The following is a 16937-nucleotide window of genomic DNA, read 5'->3' on the forward strand; positions in this document are numbered from 1 at the left end:
CGGAGGAGTGAACGTGATGAGGCTGCTGGGGAAGAAGTCGGCGCCGGAGCAGGTGGTGAGCAAGGTCGAGCACGCGGACGTGAAGACGATGGTCGCCTCCGGGGCGACCGCGTTGGCGGTGATGGGCGCGGTCACCGCGGCCAGCGCCGTCGTCTCGTCCCTGCGGGCCAGGGAGAGGAGGGCGTGATGCTCAAGGCACTCGTGCTGTTCGGTGCCGGGTACGTACTCGGGGCGAAGGCGGGACGGGAACGGTATGCGCAGATCGAGGACGTCGCGAAGAAGGTCGCCGATCAGCTCGGGCAGCTCGACCAGGTCACGGGCCACTGGTTCGCGCCGTCGTCGCCGGGCCGGACCTGACCGGGCCTCGGCCCCGGACGTCGTACTCACGAGCGTGGCCGTCGACGGGGACGCCTCGCTCGGGACCGGCGCGGTCGTCCGCGCCGACGTCCTGGCCCGCCTGCTGGGGCTGCGGCTGCTGAGGCTCGAGGCCGACATCGTGCTCGCCCCCGCGGGGCCGCCCGCGCGAGCCGCCCCCGGCAGGGAGGCCGCGACCGACGTACCAGTCGAGGCGCCGGCTCCGCCGGGGCGACGAACGCGCTCGAGCGCCCGCTGGGCTCTCGACGTCGGCCCGCCCCGCGACGACGAGGCAGCGGACGCCGGGCACCTCGGCGACGCGCGTCGACTGCTCGCGGAGGCGGACGCGCTCCTCGCCGACCGGGTCGAGGTCCGGTGAGCGACCAGCGAGGTCGGACGGACAGACGATAGGGTCATCTCCACCAGTGTCCTGACTGGTCAGTCAACGATCGCGGAGGAGAGACATGGCCCGTCCCAGCGCCGTGGCCGAGCGTCGCCGCGAGATCCTCGAGGCGACCTGCGCGGTGGTCTCCGAGCGAGGCTTCCGCGACCTGCGCATTGTGGACGTGGCCCGCAAGGCGGGCTACAGCACCGGAACCGTGCACTACTACTTCGACTCCAAGGAGGAGCTGCTCCGGGAGGCGTTCCGCTTCGAGTACGAGGAGTCGCGGCTGCGACGCGAGCGGGTGGTGACCCCCGGGCTGGACCCGGTGGCCCGGCTCCGGGCGTTGGCCGACGCCTACCTTCCGTCCTCGCCGCAGTCGGTGCGCTCCTGGCGGGTCTGGATGGAGCTGTGGATCAGCGCGCTGCGCGATCCGTCGATGGGCCAGGTGAACGACGTCTACTACGGCGAGTGGCGGCAGGCGGTGCTCGACGCCATCGTGGAGGGCCAGGAGCAGGGGCTGCTCGATGTCGGCGACCCCGCGCTGGTGGCGAACATGTACGTCTCGATGATGGACGGCCTGGCGATCCAGGTCCTCGCCGGCGCGGAGGCGATCAGCATCGAGGACATGCAGGCGACCTGCCGTGCCTTCGTCGACTCCGTGGCGGTGTCGACGAGCTCGGCCTAGGAGCGCTCGGTCACCGACGCGAGGTCGAACGGCGCGAAGCCGGGGGCCGTCCGGGGCCAGGGGTGGCTCCGCTCCCAGGCGTCCGCGGCCGCCAGCAGCGTGCGGTCCTGCCACCGCCCGGCGAGGACCTGCAGACCCCAGGGCAGGCCGAGCCCGGAGACCCCCGCGGGCAGCGAGATCGCGGGATGGCCGGTTAGGTTCGCCAGGACGGTCTGGGTCAGCCCGTAGGGGCTGCCCGGGTCCGCGTGGCCCGGGGCGCGGCCGTCGGGCCGGTAGCCGGGGCCGTCGAGGACGCAGGTCGCCAGCAGGGTGCCGGGCGGGAGGGCGAGGTCGAGCACCCGCCGGGCGTGGGCGCACCGGCGCCGGACCGCGAGGTACTCCGCGGCCGTCACGCGCAGGCCGTGCTCCATCGCCGCCGCGAACGATGGGTCCCACGCGTCGGCGAAGCGTCGGACGACGTCTTCGCCGAGGAGCTGGGCCTGCTCGGCCGAGGTCACGGTGTACCAGTCCGGCTCCCACCGCTCGACGAGGTCGCGTACGTCGTCGGCGGCGAAGAGCTCCGCGATCGAGGTGTCGACGACCCGCACCTCCCGGCCCTGGGCCTCGCCGAGCGCCGCGGCCAGCCGGTGGGTCGCGTCCCGCAGATCCGCGCCGAGCGTGCTGCCGAGCTCGCCGCTCCCGTGGATGCGGGGCACGGCGAGCACCTGGTGCACCGGCGTCGCGGGCGCCAGTGCGACCGGCCCGGGGGCGGTGGAGCCGGCGACGGGGCCGGCCATCACGTCGAGGAGCAGGGCGAGGTCGGCGCTGCAGGTGGCGAGCACGGCGTCGGTGTGGACGTCGAGCCAGGCCGGCGTCGGCTCGGAGCCGATCACCCCGGTGGTGGGCTTGAGCCCGAGCAGCCCGCACAGCGAGGCCGGGATCCGGACCGACCCGCCGCCGTCGCTGGCGGTCGCGAGCGGCACCAGTCCGGCCGCGAGCGCGGCGGCGGACCCGCCACTGGAGCCGCCGGGCGACCACTCGGGCCGCCACGGGTTGTGGGTGGCGCCGTGGAGCCGGTTGGCGGTGTAGCCCTCGTGGGCGAACTCGCAGGTGTTCGTGCGCCCGAGGACCACGGCGCCGGCGGCGGTGAGGCGGGCGACGACGGGGGAGTCGGCAGCGGCCGGCGGCGCGTCGGCGAACGGCACGGAGCCGTACGTCGTAACGCGGCCCGCGACGTTCTCGATGTCCTTGACCAGGAGCGGCAGGCCGAGCAGCGGCCCGGCGTGCTCCGCGCCCGACGCGTCGATCGCCCGCGCCCGCTTCAGGGCCGCGGCCACGTCGATCGAGGTCACGGCGCCGAGGTCGGGCTCGGCCGACTCGATCCGGGCGGCAGCCTCCAGGACCAGGTCCTCGGCGGTCGTCCGTCCTCGTCGTACGCCGTCGGCCAGTGCTGCGAGCATGGATGGAATCTCCTATTGACTGATCGTCCAGTTAATAATAACGTGCTCCAGGTCACTCGACCGCTGACGTGTTGCCGACGACGTACGCCGCGTCGCGCAGCGCCAGGAAACACTCCCGAGACACCCCCGAGAAACCCCGAGAAACCCCGAGAAACCCCGAGAAACCCCGAGAAACCCAGCCGTGACCGCCCCCGAGCCCGGCCGAACGTGAGGAACCGATGACGTCGCTGTCCATCCAAGCCCTGGCGCACTCGCCGACCGACGGCCTGGCCGTCCACGAGCTTGACCTCCGGGCACCCCGCGGGTCCGAGGTCCGGGTGAAGGTGATGGCGTCCGGGGTCTGCCACTCCGACCTCCACCTGATCGACGGTGACTGGCCCTCCGGCGAGCGGCTGGTCCCGGGGCACGAGGCCGCCGGCGTCGTGGAGTCCGTGGGGGAGGGGGTCGCCGACCTCGCCGTCGGCGACCACGTCGTGCTCTCCTGGTTCCCGCCCTGCCACCGCTGCGCGGCCTGCAAGCGCGGGGAGCAGTGGCTGTGCACCGGCAACATGTGCAACGAGCACCGCCTGCCCGACGGGAGCACCGCGCTCAGCCAGGACGGCGCGGAGGTCTATCCGTTCATCGGCGTCGGCGCCCTCGCGGAGTACGTCGTCGTCCCCGAGACCGCGGCGGTCAAGGTGCCCGACGCGCTGCCCTTCACCATCGGCGCGCTCATCGGCTGCAGCGTGGCGACGGGCGTGGGCGCGGTGCTCAACACCGCCCAGGTCCGACCCGGCCAGGCGGCCGCCGTGATCGGCTGCGGCGGTGTCGGCCAGGCGACGATCGCCGGGCTGGTGCTGGCCGGAGCCCACCCGATCGTCGCCATCGACCTCGCCGCGGACCGGCTCGAGCTGGCCCGCGCGGTCGGTGCGACCCACGCGGTCGCCGGGAACGCGCCGGACCTGGCCGCGCAGATCGCGGCCGCGGCCCCCGACGGCCTCGACTACGTCTTCGAGGCGATCGGCCGGGTCGAGACGATCAACCAGGCCCTCGACCTGGTGAACCCGGGAGGCGCCGTTGTGCTCGAGGGCCTGACCTCCCTCGACGCGCGGGTGCCGCTCGACGCCTACACCCTCGCCGCCGAGGGCAAGCGCCTGCTGGGCTGCAACTACGGCTCCAGCATCGCGAGCCGCGACTTCCCGGCGCTGGCCGAGCGCTATCTCGCGGGCGACCTGCCGCTCGACGTGCTCGTCGGCTCCGAGATCTCGCTGGCCGGCGCGATCGACGCCTTCGAGGACATGCGCCACGCCCGCGGCGGTCGCGCCGTCGTCGTCTTCGACTGATTCCGGCCGCGGCCACTGCGGCCGCTGCCCTGCAAGAGAGGAACCCGCACATGCCGGACCCAACCTTCGACGAGGAGCTGGAGCGCCGTCTCCACCTTCTCGAGGACCCCGCGTCGAGCGACCGGATCCTCGACGACCTGCCCGCCCGCGACGTGCTGCTCGCCGCGCTCGGCCTGGTCGTGCTCACCGTCGTCCTGCTGCTCTGGGGGTACCCGCGATGACCGCACCACAGGCCACCTCCCACGCCGCCGACGCGGGCGCGACCGAGAGCGACCTCCCCCTGCTCCGCTCGGAGCGGATCTGGTCCTTCCGCAGGTTCTCGGGCATGAACGTCACCCTGGCCATCGCGACCTGGGCGTTCCTCCAGGGCGGCGCCGTCGCGCTGTACGTCGGCGCCAAGGGCGCCATCGCCTCGATCGTGATCGGCTACGGCATCGCCGTCCTGCTGGTCGCGCTCGCTCCGTGCGTCCCGACCGCCAAGTACGGCGTGGAGATGTACACCGGGCTGCGCAGCGTCTTCGGCGTCGTGGGCGCGAAGGTCGTCATGATCGTGATGACCGTGCTCGTGATGGCCGCCTGGACCGCGCTCCTCGCGATCATGGTCGGGCATGCCCTCGCCAACGTGATGGACGAGATCGTCGACAGCAGCTTCGCGACCTCCGGGGTGGCCATCTCCGTGGCCGCGCTCCTGGCGGTCGTCCTCGCCTGGGTGCTGCTGGTCGGCGGACCGCAGCGCGTCGGCAAGGTCGGCAACATCGCCGCTCCGGTGATGGTCGTGATCACCCTCGGCATGCTGGTGCTGATCTTCGACCGTGCCTCGTGGTCGGAGATCGCGTCCGCCGCGCCGCTGTACCCGATGGAGGACCAGCACCTCGCCTTCATGCTCTCCATCGAGCTCAACGTCGCCGGCGGCCTGGCGTGGTACCCGATGATCGGCAACCTCGCGCGCCTGACCGACACGCCCCGGGCGTCCTTCTGGCCCAACGCCTTCGGGCTGTTCGCCGCCTCGTCGGTGGCTGCGGTGGTCGGCGTCTTCGCCGCCCTGGCGCTCGGGTCGGACGACCCGACCGTGTGGATGATCCCGCTCGGCGGCGCCGTCCTCGGTGTCGCGGTGCTCGCGTTCATCGCGTTCGCCAATCTCACCAGCATGGTCGCCGAGGCCTACTCGGGCATCTCCGCCATCACCGGCGCCAGCGACAGGCTCCGCAAGATCGCCTGGCCCGTGCTCAGCGCCCTCTTCCTCGTGCCGGTCGTGGTGATCTGCCTGTTCCCCGAGTCGGTCTACAACAACTACGGCCGGTTCCTGAGCTGGGTGGCGATCGTGGTGGCGCCGATGTGCGGCGTCCAGGTGGTCGACTACTTCGTGCTACGCCGGGCCCGGCTCAGCCTGCGCGACCTCTACCTGCCGCCGCAGCAGTCGGCGTACGGCTTCTGGGCCGGCTGGAACTGGGTGGCCTTCGTGGCCGTCGGGCTCGGCGCGCTGACCTACGTGGCGCTGCTGCACCCGGTCAACTACGAGCCCAACAGCGGCTTCCAGTACGTCGGCGCCTCGATCCCGGCGCTGGTCGTGGCCGGGGTCGTGCACTGGTTCGGCACCCTGCTGGTGGTCCGCCGGACCGGTCGCGGCGGCTACGCGACCGAGCGGTCCCGCTGACCCGAGCCGTCGTGGTGGGGAGCGCCCGGTGCGCTCCCCACCACGACGGCTGCGCCGATCGTTGACCGCCGGATCGGCGTCCCTCTATATTTAACTGACGCATCAATCAAAAAGGGAGAACCGTGCTCAGCCCCTCCGACCGGACCCGCGCAGGCGACCTCCGATCGTTCCGTGACCCGCGCTCGGTCGCCGTCGTCGGCGCCTCCGACGACCATGCCAAGTGGGGCTACTGGATCGCCCAGGGTGCGCTCCGTGGCGCCCATCGGCGCACGGTCTGGCTGGTCAATCGCGGCGCCCGGCAGGTCCAGGGCCACCCGGCCCACCCGTCGGTCGCCGCGCTGCCCGAGACCCCCGAGCTCGTCGTCCTGTGCGTCCCGGCGGCGCACGTCGAGGCGGTCGTGACGGAGTCCCTCGACCGCGGGGTGCGCGCATTCCTCGCGATCACCGCCGGGGTCGCGGACGACGACGGCCTCCGCGAGCGCCTCGCCGCGGCCGGGGCGAGGCTGGTCGGCCCCAACAGCCTCGGCGTCTTCGACGCCGCCGCCGACCTGCAGTTGGCCTGGGGCCACTTCACACCGGGCCGGATCGGCATCGTCTCCCAGAGCGGCCAGCTCGGCTCCGAGATCGCCACCCTGGCGGCGCGCGCCGGCCTCGGCGTCTCCCGGTTCGTCTCGGTCGGCAACCAGTACGACGTCCGCGCCGCGGAGCTGCTCGAGGACCTCATCGACCACGACGAGACGCGCATCGTCGCGCTCTACCTGGAGAGCTTCGCCGGCGGGGCCGACCTGGTCCGCATCCTGCGCCGGCTCCGGGCGGCCGGGAAGCACACCCTCGTCCTCGCGACCGGTGCCAGCGAGGGCAGCAAGCGGCTGGCGGCCAGCCACACCGGCTCCATGACCTCCGCCATCGACGTGGTCGACGCCGCCTGCCGGGCGGCCGGCGCGGTGCGGGTCGCGACGCCGACCGAGCTGGTCGAGCTCGCCCGGTTCCTCTCGGTCGCCGCAGTCCCGGCCGGCCCGCGGGTCGCCGTGGTCAGCGACAGCGGCGGCCAGGGCGGCGTGGCCGCGGACGTCGCGAGCGCCGTCGGCCTCGGCACGCCGGTGTTCTCCGAGGAGCTCCAGGGCGCGCTGGGCGCGCTGCTGCCCGCGGGCGCGTCGGTCGCGAACCCGATCGACCTCGCCGGAGCGGGGGAGGCCGACCTGATGACCTATGCGGCCCTCTGCGAGCGGCTGGTCGAGTCCGGCGAGGTGGACGCCGTCCTACTCTCGGGCTATCTCGGCTGCTACGGCGAGGACTCGCCCGCCTTGGTCGACCAGGAACTCGAGGTCGTCGACCGGCTCGCCCGCCTGGCCCAGGACGCCCACGTGCCGCTCGTGGTCCACACGATGAGCGCGGGCTCGGCCGCGGTGTCCCGGATGTGGGAGCACGGCATCCCGACCTACCCCGCGGTCGAGTCGGCGCTGCGCGCCGTGGCCCGGGCCGCCCACCTGTCTGCGCACCCCGGCCGCGCCACCGACGCGCCGGAGCCCCGTCGCCTCGGCACGGGTCCGGGCTACTGGGCCGCGCGCGACCTGCTGCAGAGCATCGGCGTCGCCCTGCCACCCGGGGTCCGGGTGAGCACGGTCGACGAGGCCCGTGCCGTGGCCGAGACGCTCCGCGGCCCGTACGTGCTCAAGGCCGGCTGGCTGGCGCACAAGAGCGAGCACGGCGGCGTCGTGCTCGGCCTGCGCACGGCCGCGGAGCTGGCGGACGCCTTCGCCCGGATGCACGGCCGGCTCGGCGACGGCGAGTACGTCGTGGAGGAGCAGGACCGCAGTCCCGACGTCGTCGAGCTGCTCGTCGGCGCCCGGCGCGACCGGGACTTCGGGCCGCTCGTCACGGTCGGCGCCGGTGGCACCGAGGCGGAGCTCTGGCGCGACGTACGCACCGAGCTGGCGCCGGTCGACCGGGCGACCGCCACCGCCATGGTGGACGCGCTGCGCAGCCGTGCGCTGCTGGCCGGCTGGCGGGGGCGGCCTCCGGTCGACGTCGCCGCGCTGGTCGAGGTGATCGTGGCCGCCTCGGAGGCGGTCGCCGCCGACCCCGCGGTCGCCGAGCTGGAGATCAACCCGGTGCGGGTCTCGCCGGCCGGAGCGCTGGCGGTCGACGCTCTCGTGGTCGCGACGGACGAGGAGGCGGGCCGATGAGCTGGTTCCGCGACGACGCGCTCGTCGGCGATCGCTGGGTCCGCGCCGACCGCACGATCGACGTCGAGAACCCGGCGACCGGCGCCACCGTCGGCTCCGGCGCCCGGGCGGGCGCGGCCGAGGTGGATCAGGCGGCCGCCGCGGCGCGCGCCGCGCACGCCGAGTGGTCAGCGCTCCCGGCGGTGCGGCGTGCCGACCACCTCGACGCGCTCCTCGCGGAGCTGCGCGGCTGCCGCGACGAGCTGGTCGAGATGACGGTCGCCGAGGTCGGCGCGCCGGTGACGGTCGCCACGGCGTGGCACGTCGACGTCTCGTTCGACATCCTCGCCTCGGCGGCCCGCCACGCCCGCACCTATCCCTTCGTGCAGGAGCACGGCGACCTCGTGCTGCACCGGCGCTCCGCCGGTGTCGCCGCGCTCGTGACGCCGTGGAACTACCCGCTCTACCAGCTCGCGGCCAAGGTCGGATCCGCCCTCGCGGCGGGCTGCACGGTGGTGCACAAGCCCTCCGAGCTCACCCCGCTCTCGGCGTACGCCTTCGCCGAGGCGGCGCTCCGGGCCGGCCTGCCCGACGGCGTGTTCAACCTGGTGCCCGGCACGGGTCCCGAGGTCGGCGCGCCCCTGGTCGCCCACCACGAGGTCGACGTGGTCTCGTTCACCGGATCCACCGAGGTCGGCCGGCAGGTCGCCGCGGCGGCGGTCGACCACCTCGCGCGGGTGACGCTCGAGCTGGGCGGCAAGTCGGCGAGCATCGTGTGCGACGACGCCGACCTGGTCGCCGCGGTGCGGTGGTCGGTCGACGCCTGCATGCTCAACACCGGACAGACCTGCAGCGCCTGGACCCGCCTGCTGGTCCCCGCGCACCGACTCGACGAGGCGGTCGCCGTCGCCGCCGCCCGCGCCGACGAGATGGTGGTCGGCGACCCGACCGACCCGGCCACCGAGCTCGGCCCGCTGACCAGCGGCGCTCAGCACGCCCGGGTGTCGGCGATCGTCGAGGGTGCCCTGGCCCGCGGAGCGCGACGGGCCACCAGCGAGACGACCACGCCCGCGACCGGCCACTTCATGCGGCCGATCGTGCTCGCCGGACTGCCCGCGGACGACCCGGCGAGCCAGCAGGAGATCTTCGGGCCGGTCCTCGTCGTCCATCCCTACCGCGACGAGGAGGAGGCGGTGCGCATCGCCAACGGCACGGCGTACGGCCTCGCCGGTGCCGTCTGGTCACGCGACCGGGACCGCGCCCGGGCGCTGGCGAGCCGCATCGACGCCGGCCAGGTCTTCGTCAACGAGGCCGACTACAACGTCGAGGCCCCCTTCGGCGGCTGGAAGCACTCCGGCTTCGGACGCGAGTTCGGCGTCGAGGGCCTCGTCGAGTTCACCGAGCTGACCGCCGTCCATCTCTGACCCACGACCACCGCACCACCACGCAACCCAGGAGAAGCAATGCCCCAGCCCAACGTCGAGTACTGGCCGCTGACCCAGGAGCAGCGCGACATCGTCGAGCTCTGCACGAAGTTCGCCGCCGAGGAGATCCGGCCCCGCGGTCGCGAGGTGGACGAGGCCGACGTCGTGTCGCCGGTCGGCATCTTCCAGAAGGCGGCCAAGGTCGGGATCACCGACTTCATGCTGCCCGAGGAGTACGGCGGGGGCGGGTTCACCGACGTGTTCACCCAGTGCCTCGTGCAGGAGGTGCTGTGCTGGGGCGACCCGGGCATCGGCAACTTCGTCTGCTCCAACGGCTTCTTCGCCGACCCGCTGCTGGCGCTCGGCAGCGAGGAGCAGAAGGAGCGGTGGCTGCGCCCGCTCACCGGCGACAGCCCGCTCTACACCGCGCTCGCGACGACCGAGCCCGGCTCGGGCTCCGACGCGGCCTCGATCGTCACCCGCGCCGACAAGGTGCCGGGCGGCTACGAGATCAGCGGCCAGAAGGCGTGGATCTCCAACGCCGGACTGGCCGACCAGTACGTCGTGTTCGCCAAGACCGACCTCACCCAGCGCTCCCGCGGTGTCAGCGCCTTCCTGCTGCCCAAGGACACGCCGGGCATGACCTTCGGCGAGCCGATGAAGAAGATGGGCCAGCGCGCGATCGTGTGCCGCGAGATCTTCTTCGACAAGGCGTTCGTGCCGGAGGAGAACCGGCTCGGCGACGAGGGCCAGGGCTTCACCGGCCTGATGAAGACCTTCGACGTCTCCCGGGTGGTGCTGGCCGCCGCCGCGACCGGCTCCGCGCGCGCGGCGTACGAGTTCGCCCTCGACTACGCGCGCAGCCGGACCCAGTTCGGCAAGCCGATCATCGAGCACCAGGCCGTCGCCTTCCGGCTCGCCGACATGGCGACCCGGATCGAGTCGGCGTGGCTGATGACCCTGCACGCGGCCCGGCAGCTCGACGCCGGTGCCAACGTCAACGGCCTCGCCGCGATGGCCAAGCTCCAGGCGTCGGAGACCGCCATGTTCGTGACCCACGCGGCCGTGCAGACCCTCGGCGGCTGGGGCTACTCCCGCGAGTACCCGGTCGAGCAGTGGATGCGCGACGTCAAGCTCGAGGAGATCGAGGAGGGGACCTCGGACATCATGCGGCTGGTCATCTCCCGCAACCTCTGACGACCCCGACGACCCGGAGGAGAAGCCCGATGATCCGAACCACCTTCACCGAGATGTTCGGTGTCGACCACCCGCTCGTGTGCGGAGGCATGACCGGCCTCGGCACCGCCGAGCTCATCGCGCCGGTCGCCGAGGCGGGCGCCCTGGGCTTCCTGACGGCGCTGACCCAGCCGACGCCCGAGGCGCTCGCGGCGGAGATCGCCCGCACCCGCGAGCTGACCGACCGGCCGTTCGGGGTGAACCTGACGATCCTCCCGACCCGCGACCCGGTGCCGTACGACGAGTACCGCGCGGCGATCGTGGAGTCCGGCGTGCGCGTCGTGGAGACCGCCGGATCCAGCCCCGAGCCCCACCTGCCGGACTTCAAGGCCGCCGACATCCGGGTGATCCACAAGGCGACCAGTGTCCGGCACGCGCTCTCCGCCCAGCGCAAGGGCGTCGACGCGATCAGCATCGACGGCTTCGAGTGCGCCGGTCATCCCGGCGAGGACGACGTACCCGGACTGGTGCTGATCCCGGCGGCGACGCGGGCGCTCGACATCCCGGTCATCGCCTCCGGGGGACTCGCGACCGGGGCCGGCCTGGTCGCGGCGCTCGCGCTGGGCGCCTGCGCCGCGAACATGGGCACCCGGTTCATGGCGACCGACGAGGCGCCGATCCACGACAACGTCAAGCGGCAGCTGGTCGCCAACGACGAGCGCGACACCGTGCTGGTGTTCCGCGAGTTCCGCAACACCGCGCGCGTGGCGCGCAACGAGGTCTCCGAGAGCATCCGCGAGATCGGGTCGCGGCCGGGCGCCACCTTCGCGGACGTCGCCGACCTGGCCTCGGGGGCCCGTGGCCGGCAGCGGGTCCTCGCCGACGGCGAGCTCGACGGCGGCATGTGGTGGGCGGGCCAGTCCCAGGGCCTGATCCACGAGGTCGCACCCGTCGCCGAGGTGGTCGCCACGATCATGGCCGAGGCGGAGCGGCTGCTCGGCAGCACGCTGCCGGAGCTCGTCCGGTGAGCGCGCGGCGTACCGGCTGGGTCTGGCACGAGCTCTACGGCTGGCACGACACGGGCCGCGCGGCGGGCTACGTGCTCGGCGCGCCGGGGGTGCAGCCCTTCGGGCACTTCGAGTCGGCGGAGTCCAAGACCCGGTTCGCCTCGCTCGTGGAGGTCAGCGGCCTGCGCGAGGAGCTGACCGAGCTGCGCCCGAGGGCGGCCGCCGAGGAGGACCTCCTCCGGGTGCACACCGAGGAGCACCTGCGCTCGATGCAGGAGCAGAGCCGGCGCCGCGAGGGCGGCGACATGGGCGACGGCACCTCGCCGTTCGGCTGGAACGGGTACGAGGTCGCGGCCCTCGCCGCCGGCGGCACGATCCGCGCCGTCCGCGCGGTGCTCGACGGCACCGTCGACAACGCCTACGCGCTGGTGCGCCCGCCGGGTCACCACGCCGTCGCCGAGCGCGGAATGGGCTTCTGCATGTTCGCCAACGTCGCCGTCGCGATCGAGCATGCCCGCGCACACTACGGTCTGCGCCGCTTCGCGGTCGTCGACTGGGACGTCCACCACGGCAACGGGACCGAGTCGATCTTCCTCGACGACCCGGACGTGCTGACGATCTCGCTGCACCAGGACGGCAACTTCCCGGCCGACACGGGCGCGATCGACGAGCGGGGCCGCGGCGACGCGCTCGGCACCGTCGTCAACGTGCCGCTGCCGCCCGGATCGGGCAACGGTGCCTACCTGGCCGCCTTCGAGCAGGTCGTCGTGCCGGCGATCTCGGCGTTCGAGCCGGAGCTGATCCTGGTCGCCTGCGGCTTCGACGCCTGCAACGCCGACCCGCTGGCGACCATGATGGTCACGTCGTCGACGTACCGGACCATGACCGAGGGCCTGGTGGCGCTGGCGGAGCGACTCTGCGAGGGACGGCTGGTGATGAGCCACGAGGGCGGCTACTCCCCGATCTACGTGCCCTTCTGCGGGCTGGCGGTCGTCGAGGCGCTGAGCGGCCACGACACCGGGATCGACGACCCGTTCGAGCCCGACTGGATCGGCTGGCCGGGACAGGACGTCCAGCCCCACCAGCAGGCGGTGATCGACAGCGCCCGCGCCCTCCTCGACCCGAGCCGGGCGCGATGAGCGGCGGGCTGCCCGACCGGGCGTCGGTGGTCGTCGTCGGGGCCGGGTACGCCGGACTCACGACGGCACTGACCCTCGCCGACGCGGGAGTCGACGTGGTCGTGCTCGAGGCCGCCGACCGGCCCGGCGGGCGGGTCTGGTCGGCACCGCACCCCCGCGCGCACGCGATCGACCACGGTGGCCAGTGGGTGGGTCCCACGCAGACCCGGCTGCTGGCGCTCGCCGAGCGCTTCGGCTGCCCGCGCTTCCCGACGTACGACGACGGCGTGCACCTGGAGCTCTGGACCGACGGCTCGATCCACGAGGGCACCTCCGCGCAGGACTCCGCTGCCCCGGGGCACGAGGAGTACCGACAGGCCGTTGCGGAGCTGGAGGCCCTCGCCGCCCGGGTCGACCTCGACGACCCCGCGGCCACCCCGGACGCCGAGCGGCTGGACTCGACCACCGTCGCGTCCTGGTTGGCGACCGTGCCGGAGGCCGCCCGGCCGCGCCTCGCGCTGGCCGTCCAGGGCGTGTGGGCCGTCGAGCCGCGGGACCTCTCGCTGCTCCACCTGGCCTTCTACGTCGCCTCCGCGGGCGGCTGGGACCAGCTGATGCTCACTCGCGGCCACGCCCAGGACCAGCGGTTCGTCGACGGCGCCCAGGCGCCCGCGCTCGCCGTCACCGCGCACCTCGGCCCGCGGGTGCACCTGGGCACGCCGGTGCGCGCCATCCGCGGCGGCGGGCCCGCCGGCTACACGCTCGAGACCGACCGCGGGGCCGTGCGCGCCGACCGGGTCGTCGTCACCACGACGCCGCCGGCCGCTCGCGCCATCGCCTTCGACCCGCCGCTCCCGGCGGCCCGGCGGCGCTGGCTGGAGCGCAGCGTGATGGGTGACGTCGCCAAGATCCACCTCGTCTACGAGCGCCCGTTCTGGCGCGACGAGGGCCGCTCCGGCCAGGCGTCACTGTTCACCGCCGACGACCTGCCGGGCGTCGTCTTCGACAACTCCCCGGTCGACGGTGGCTGCGGCGTACTCGTCGCCTTCGTGTACGGCGACCGGCTGCGCACCTGGGCGGCCCTCGACGACGAGCGGCGGCGCGCGTCGCTGCTCGGCACGCTCGGCCGGCTCTTCGGCGCCGAGGCCACCCGGCCGGTGGACCTGCTCGTCCAGGACTGGGTCGAGGACCCCTGGGCCGGGGGCGCGTACGCCGCCGTGCCGGCCCCGGGGGCGTGGGTCGAGTACGGCCACCGCGGGTGGCGCGCGCCGCGGGCGGGCATCCACTGGGCCGGCAGCGAGACCTCCGGCGTGTGGCACGGCTACATCGACGGCGCGATCCGCTCCGGCGACCGCGCCGCCGCCGAGGTGCTCGACGCGCTCGGCGTACCGAACCGAGGACAGGAGGACCGCTGATGCGCGTCGCCGCCGTGCAGTACCCCTCCGTGTTCGGCGACCGCGTGGCCGGCGTCGAGCGCTGCGCCGAGCTGGTCGCCGAGGCGGCCGCCGCGGGGGCCGACCTGGTCGCGTTCCCCGAGACGTGGCTGGGCGGCTACCCCGCCTGGTGCTTCGGCGCGGCCACGTGGGACGACCCGCTGGGCCGCCGCCTGTACCGCCGGCTCCTCGAATCGAGCGTCCTCGTCGGCGGCGCCGACGACCAGCTAGGGCCGGTCCGGGAGGCGGCGCGCGAGGGATCCGTGGTGGTCGTGCTCGGGCTCAACGAGCTCGCCGGACCCGGCTCCGGGACGGTCTACAACAGCCAGGTCGTCATCGACTCCGACGGCACGATGGTCAACCACCACCGCAAGCTGGTGCCGACGTCCACGGAGAAGAACGTGTGGGCCTTCGGCGACGCCGCCGGCCTGCGGGTCGTCGAGACCGCGGCCGGCCGGGTCGGCGGCCTGATCTGCTGGGAGCACTGGAACCCGCTGGCGCGCCAGGTCCTGCACGCCGGGCACGAGGACGTCCACGTCGCGTCGTGGCCGGACCTCGCCGAGGCGCACGAGCTCGCGAGCCGCACGTATGCGATCGAGGGTCGCTGCTATGTGGTCGTCGCTGCGAACATCGCGCGGACCGAGGACGTTCCCGAGGAGATGCGGGCCGCCTTCCGCCAGGGCCTCGCGCTCGGCGACGGCGCGCGCGAGGACGCCGCCGCCGACGTCCTCTTCGACGGCGGCTCGGGCGTCATCGGCCCCGACGGCGCCTGGCTCGTCGGCCCGGTCCGCGAGCGTGCGGGCCTCGTCATCGCGGACATCGACCCCGCGACCCTGGGGGAGTGGCGCTTCGCCGCCGATGTCGCCGGGCACTACCAGCGCCCCGACCTCTTCCACCTCGCCGTCGACGCCACCCGGCGCCCCACCAGCGCGGTGTCCCGCAGCGAGCCCGGCTGAGCCACCCGGCCGATCGGGTCCTGGGTGGTTTCGAGGCTCAGGCGCCAGGGCGCCTTCGCACCTCAACCACCGTCGTGGGGGCGTCGGTCCCCGGTGGTTGAGGTACGAGGGCGAGCCGGTCACGGTGGTTGAGGAAGGCGCGCTGGCGCCTGTCTCGAAGCCACCGCGCTGGCGGCGCCTGTGGTGGCGTTTGCCTGTCGGGTTGCGGGGTTTCGAGACGGTTGCTAGCGCAACCTCCTCAACCACCGTCGTCGGGGGGCACGGTGGTTGAGGAAGGCGCGCTGGCGCCTGTCTCGAAACCACCATCCCCACACTGGGCTGGCCCGGGGAAAATCGCACGACATCGGTCGGGTGGCGGGGCAGAGTCTTCGGTGATGTCCGTTGCGATCCTGCGCCACGCACGCCCACCGTCTCCGCTGGCGGGCCGGCTCGCCGTCCAGTCGCTCCTCTTCGCGCTCGGCGAGGGCACCTTCATGACCGGGTCGGCGGTGTTCTTCACCCAGATCGTGGGCCTCTCGGCGGCGCAGGTGGGCCTCGGCCTGACCCTCGCGGGCATCGCCGCCTTCCTGGCCGCGCTGCCGATGGGCAAGCTGGTCGACCGCTTCGGGCCGAAGAAGATGTGGGCGGTCAGCGCGACCGGGCAGGCCGCGATGTTCGCTGTGTGGCCGTTCATCACCGACTTCCAGGGGTACCTCCTGATGGCCGTCGGCATGGAGGTCATCGGTGCCCTCGGCGGCGCCGCGCACGGCGCGTACACCATCGACGTGCTGCCGGCCGACGAGCGGGTGAGGTCGCGCGCCTATATGTACTCCGCGCTCAACGTGGGGTTCACCCTCGGCTCGCTGGTGGGCGGCATCGCGCTGGCCTTCCACTCCGACGACCTGCTCAGGGCGGTGCCGTGGTTCACCGCGGCGGTCTTCCTGGTCAACGCGACCGCGATCAGCAGGCTGCCGAAGGCGTCGCACGACGAGCGCACGCCCGAGGAGCGGAAGGTCAAGATCCCCGGGCCGGGGCCGCTGCGCAACCCGGGGTGGCTGCTCACGACCTTCTTCACCGGCGTGTTCTGGACCAACCAGGTGCTGCTCAACATCGTGATCCCGCTGTGGCTGGTGGAGGAGACCGACGCCCCGCACGTGCTGCTGGCGTTCCTGTTCGGCACCAACACGGTGATGTGCATCTTCCTGCCGATGGCGGCGGCGCGTGGCGTCGAGGACGTGCCGACCGCACTGAAGGCGGTCCGGATCTCGTCCACGTTCTTCGTGGTCTCGTGCCTGATCACGCTGGCCACCCACGACACCGTCGGCTGGACGACGATCGCACTGGTGTGGCTGGGACACGTCACGGTCACCGGCGCCGAGCTCTACCTCTCGGCCGCGAGCTGGGCGTTCGAGGCCGAGCTGATGGACCCGCGCCAACGCGGGGCCTACCAGGGGGCCTCCGAGCTGAGCGGCACCCTCGGCCGGGTGTGGGCCCCGGCGCTCTACACCTTCCTCGCGATGAGCTGGGGAGCAGCGGGCTGGCTGGTGATCGCCGGCATCATCGTGGTGGCCACGATCGCCATCCATCCCTCCACCCAGCTGGCGCGGCGCTTCCTCGAGCAGCACGTCCCCGCCGACGTGCTGGCCGACGCCCGGGCCTCGGCCCCGGACGCCGAGGAGGGGATCGCGATGGGGCCGCCCTCCCTCATCGACACCGACGAGCCGGTGGCCGGCCCGCCGACCGGCCCCGCTCACTGATCGGTCAAGGACGAGCCACCGGCCGGCTGCGGACGGATCCCGTCCGCAGACCGTGGCGTCATGTGCTAACCGTTACAGCCATA

16 protein-coding genes are annotated in these 16937 nt (G+C 73.4%); 15 read left to right on the forward strand and 1 reads right to left on the reverse strand.

Features of this window, described 5'->3' with window-relative positions; genetic code table 11:
- The first annotated feature begins 16 nt into the window (after positions 1-16).
- The 4 genes from KM427_RS05625 to KM427_RS05640 all read left to right on the forward strand — a co-directional run bounded on the left by KM427_RS05625 (position 17) and on the right by KM427_RS05640 (position 1424).
- Positions 17-187, forward strand: a complete 171-nt coding sequence (locus KM427_RS05625; protein ID WP_183593015.1) for a hypothetical protein — start codon at positions 17-19, stop codon at positions 185-187.
- Positions 187-357: a hypothetical protein gene (locus KM427_RS05630; protein ID WP_183593016.1), complete on the forward strand. Its 171-nt coding sequence runs from the start codon at positions 187-189 to the stop codon at positions 355-357. Before KM427_RS05625 ends, KM427_RS05630 begins: the two co-directional genes overlap by 1 nt.
- 34 nt (positions 358-391) lie before the next feature.
- Entirely contained in the window at positions 392-733 is a 342-nt protein-coding gene (locus KM427_RS05635; RefSeq protein ID WP_215526561.1) for a hypothetical protein, read from the forward strand.
- Between the two features lie 85 nt (positions 734-818).
- Complete coding sequence (locus tag KM427_RS05640; RefSeq protein ID WP_215526562.1) at positions 819-1424, forward strand: TetR/AcrR family transcriptional regulator; 606 nt, start codon at positions 819-821, stop codon at positions 1422-1424.
- On the opposite strand, the gene KM427_RS05645 is transcribed toward KM427_RS05640, so the two are convergent.
- Entirely contained in the window at positions 1421-2863 is a 1443-nt protein-coding gene (locus tag KM427_RS05645; protein WP_215526563.1) for an amidase, read from the reverse strand. The genes KM427_RS05640 and KM427_RS05645 overlap by 4 nt on opposite strands.
- 218 nt (positions 2864-3081) lie before the next feature.
- On the opposite strand from KM427_RS05645, the gene KM427_RS05650 reads away from it, so the two are divergent.
- The 11 genes from KM427_RS05650 (at position 3082) to KM427_RS05700 (ending at position 16854) form a co-directional block, all read left to right on the forward strand.
- Positions 3082-4185, forward strand: coding sequence for an alcohol dehydrogenase catalytic domain-containing protein (locus KM427_RS05650; RefSeq protein WP_215526564.1), 1104 nt, complete (start codon positions 3082-3084; stop codon positions 4183-4185).
- Between the two features lie 50 nt (positions 4186-4235).
- A complete protein-coding gene (locus tag KM427_RS05655; RefSeq protein ID WP_183593021.1) occupies positions 4236-4406 on the forward strand; it encodes a hypothetical protein in 171 nt (56 codons plus the stop codon).
- On the forward strand, positions 4403-5839 hold the full coding sequence (locus tag KM427_RS05660; protein WP_215526565.1) for a cytosine permease: 1437 nt from the start codon (positions 4403-4405) through the stop codon (positions 5837-5839). The genes KM427_RS05655 and KM427_RS05660 overlap by 4 nt, the downstream gene beginning before the upstream one ends.
- Before the next feature lie 122 nt (positions 5840-5961).
- Entirely contained in the window at positions 5962-8025 is a 2064-nt protein-coding gene (locus KM427_RS05665) for an acetate--CoA ligase family protein (RefSeq protein WP_215526566.1), read from the forward strand.
- Positions 8022-9428 (forward strand): aldehyde dehydrogenase family protein, encoded by a 1407-nt coding sequence (locus KM427_RS05670; RefSeq protein ID WP_215526567.1) that lies wholly within the window; start codon positions 8022-8024, stop codon positions 9426-9428. Before KM427_RS05665 ends, KM427_RS05670 begins: the two co-directional genes overlap by 4 nt.
- 39 nt (positions 9429-9467) lie before the next feature.
- Positions 9468-10625 (forward strand): acyl-CoA dehydrogenase family protein, encoded by a 1158-nt coding sequence (locus KM427_RS05675; RefSeq protein ID WP_215526568.1) that lies wholly within the window; start codon positions 9468-9470, stop codon positions 10623-10625.
- 29 nt (positions 10626-10654) lie between these two features.
- Positions 10655-11632: an NAD(P)H-dependent flavin oxidoreductase gene (locus KM427_RS05680; protein WP_183593026.1), complete on the forward strand. Its 978-nt coding sequence runs from the start codon at positions 10655-10657 to the stop codon at positions 11630-11632.
- A complete protein-coding gene (locus tag KM427_RS05685; RefSeq protein ID WP_183593027.1) occupies positions 11629-12750 on the forward strand; it encodes a histone deacetylase-like amidohydrolase in 1122 nt (373 codons plus the stop codon). The genes KM427_RS05680 and KM427_RS05685 overlap by 4 nt, the downstream gene beginning before the upstream one ends.
- Positions 12747-14144 (forward strand): flavin monoamine oxidase family protein, encoded by a 1398-nt coding sequence (locus KM427_RS05690; RefSeq protein WP_215526569.1) that lies wholly within the window; start codon positions 12747-12749, stop codon positions 14142-14144. Before KM427_RS05685 ends, KM427_RS05690 begins: the two co-directional genes overlap by 4 nt.
- On the forward strand, positions 14144-15118 hold the full coding sequence (locus tag KM427_RS05695) for a carbon-nitrogen hydrolase family protein (RefSeq protein WP_215526570.1): 975 nt from the start codon (positions 14144-14146) through the stop codon (positions 15116-15118). The genes KM427_RS05690 and KM427_RS05695 overlap by 1 nt, the downstream gene beginning before the upstream one ends.
- Before the next feature lie 374 nt (positions 15119-15492).
- Entirely contained in the window at positions 15493-16854 is a 1362-nt protein-coding gene (locus KM427_RS05700) for an MFS transporter (RefSeq protein ID WP_183593030.1), read from the forward strand.
- Positions 16855-16937 lie beyond the last annotated feature (83 nt).

Origin of the sequence: Nocardioides sp. LMS-CY (genome assembly GCF_018732145.1) — a bacterium.
GTDB classification, from domain to species: domain Bacteria; phylum Actinomycetota; class Actinomycetes; order Propionibacteriales; family Nocardioidaceae; genus Nocardioides; species Nocardioides soli.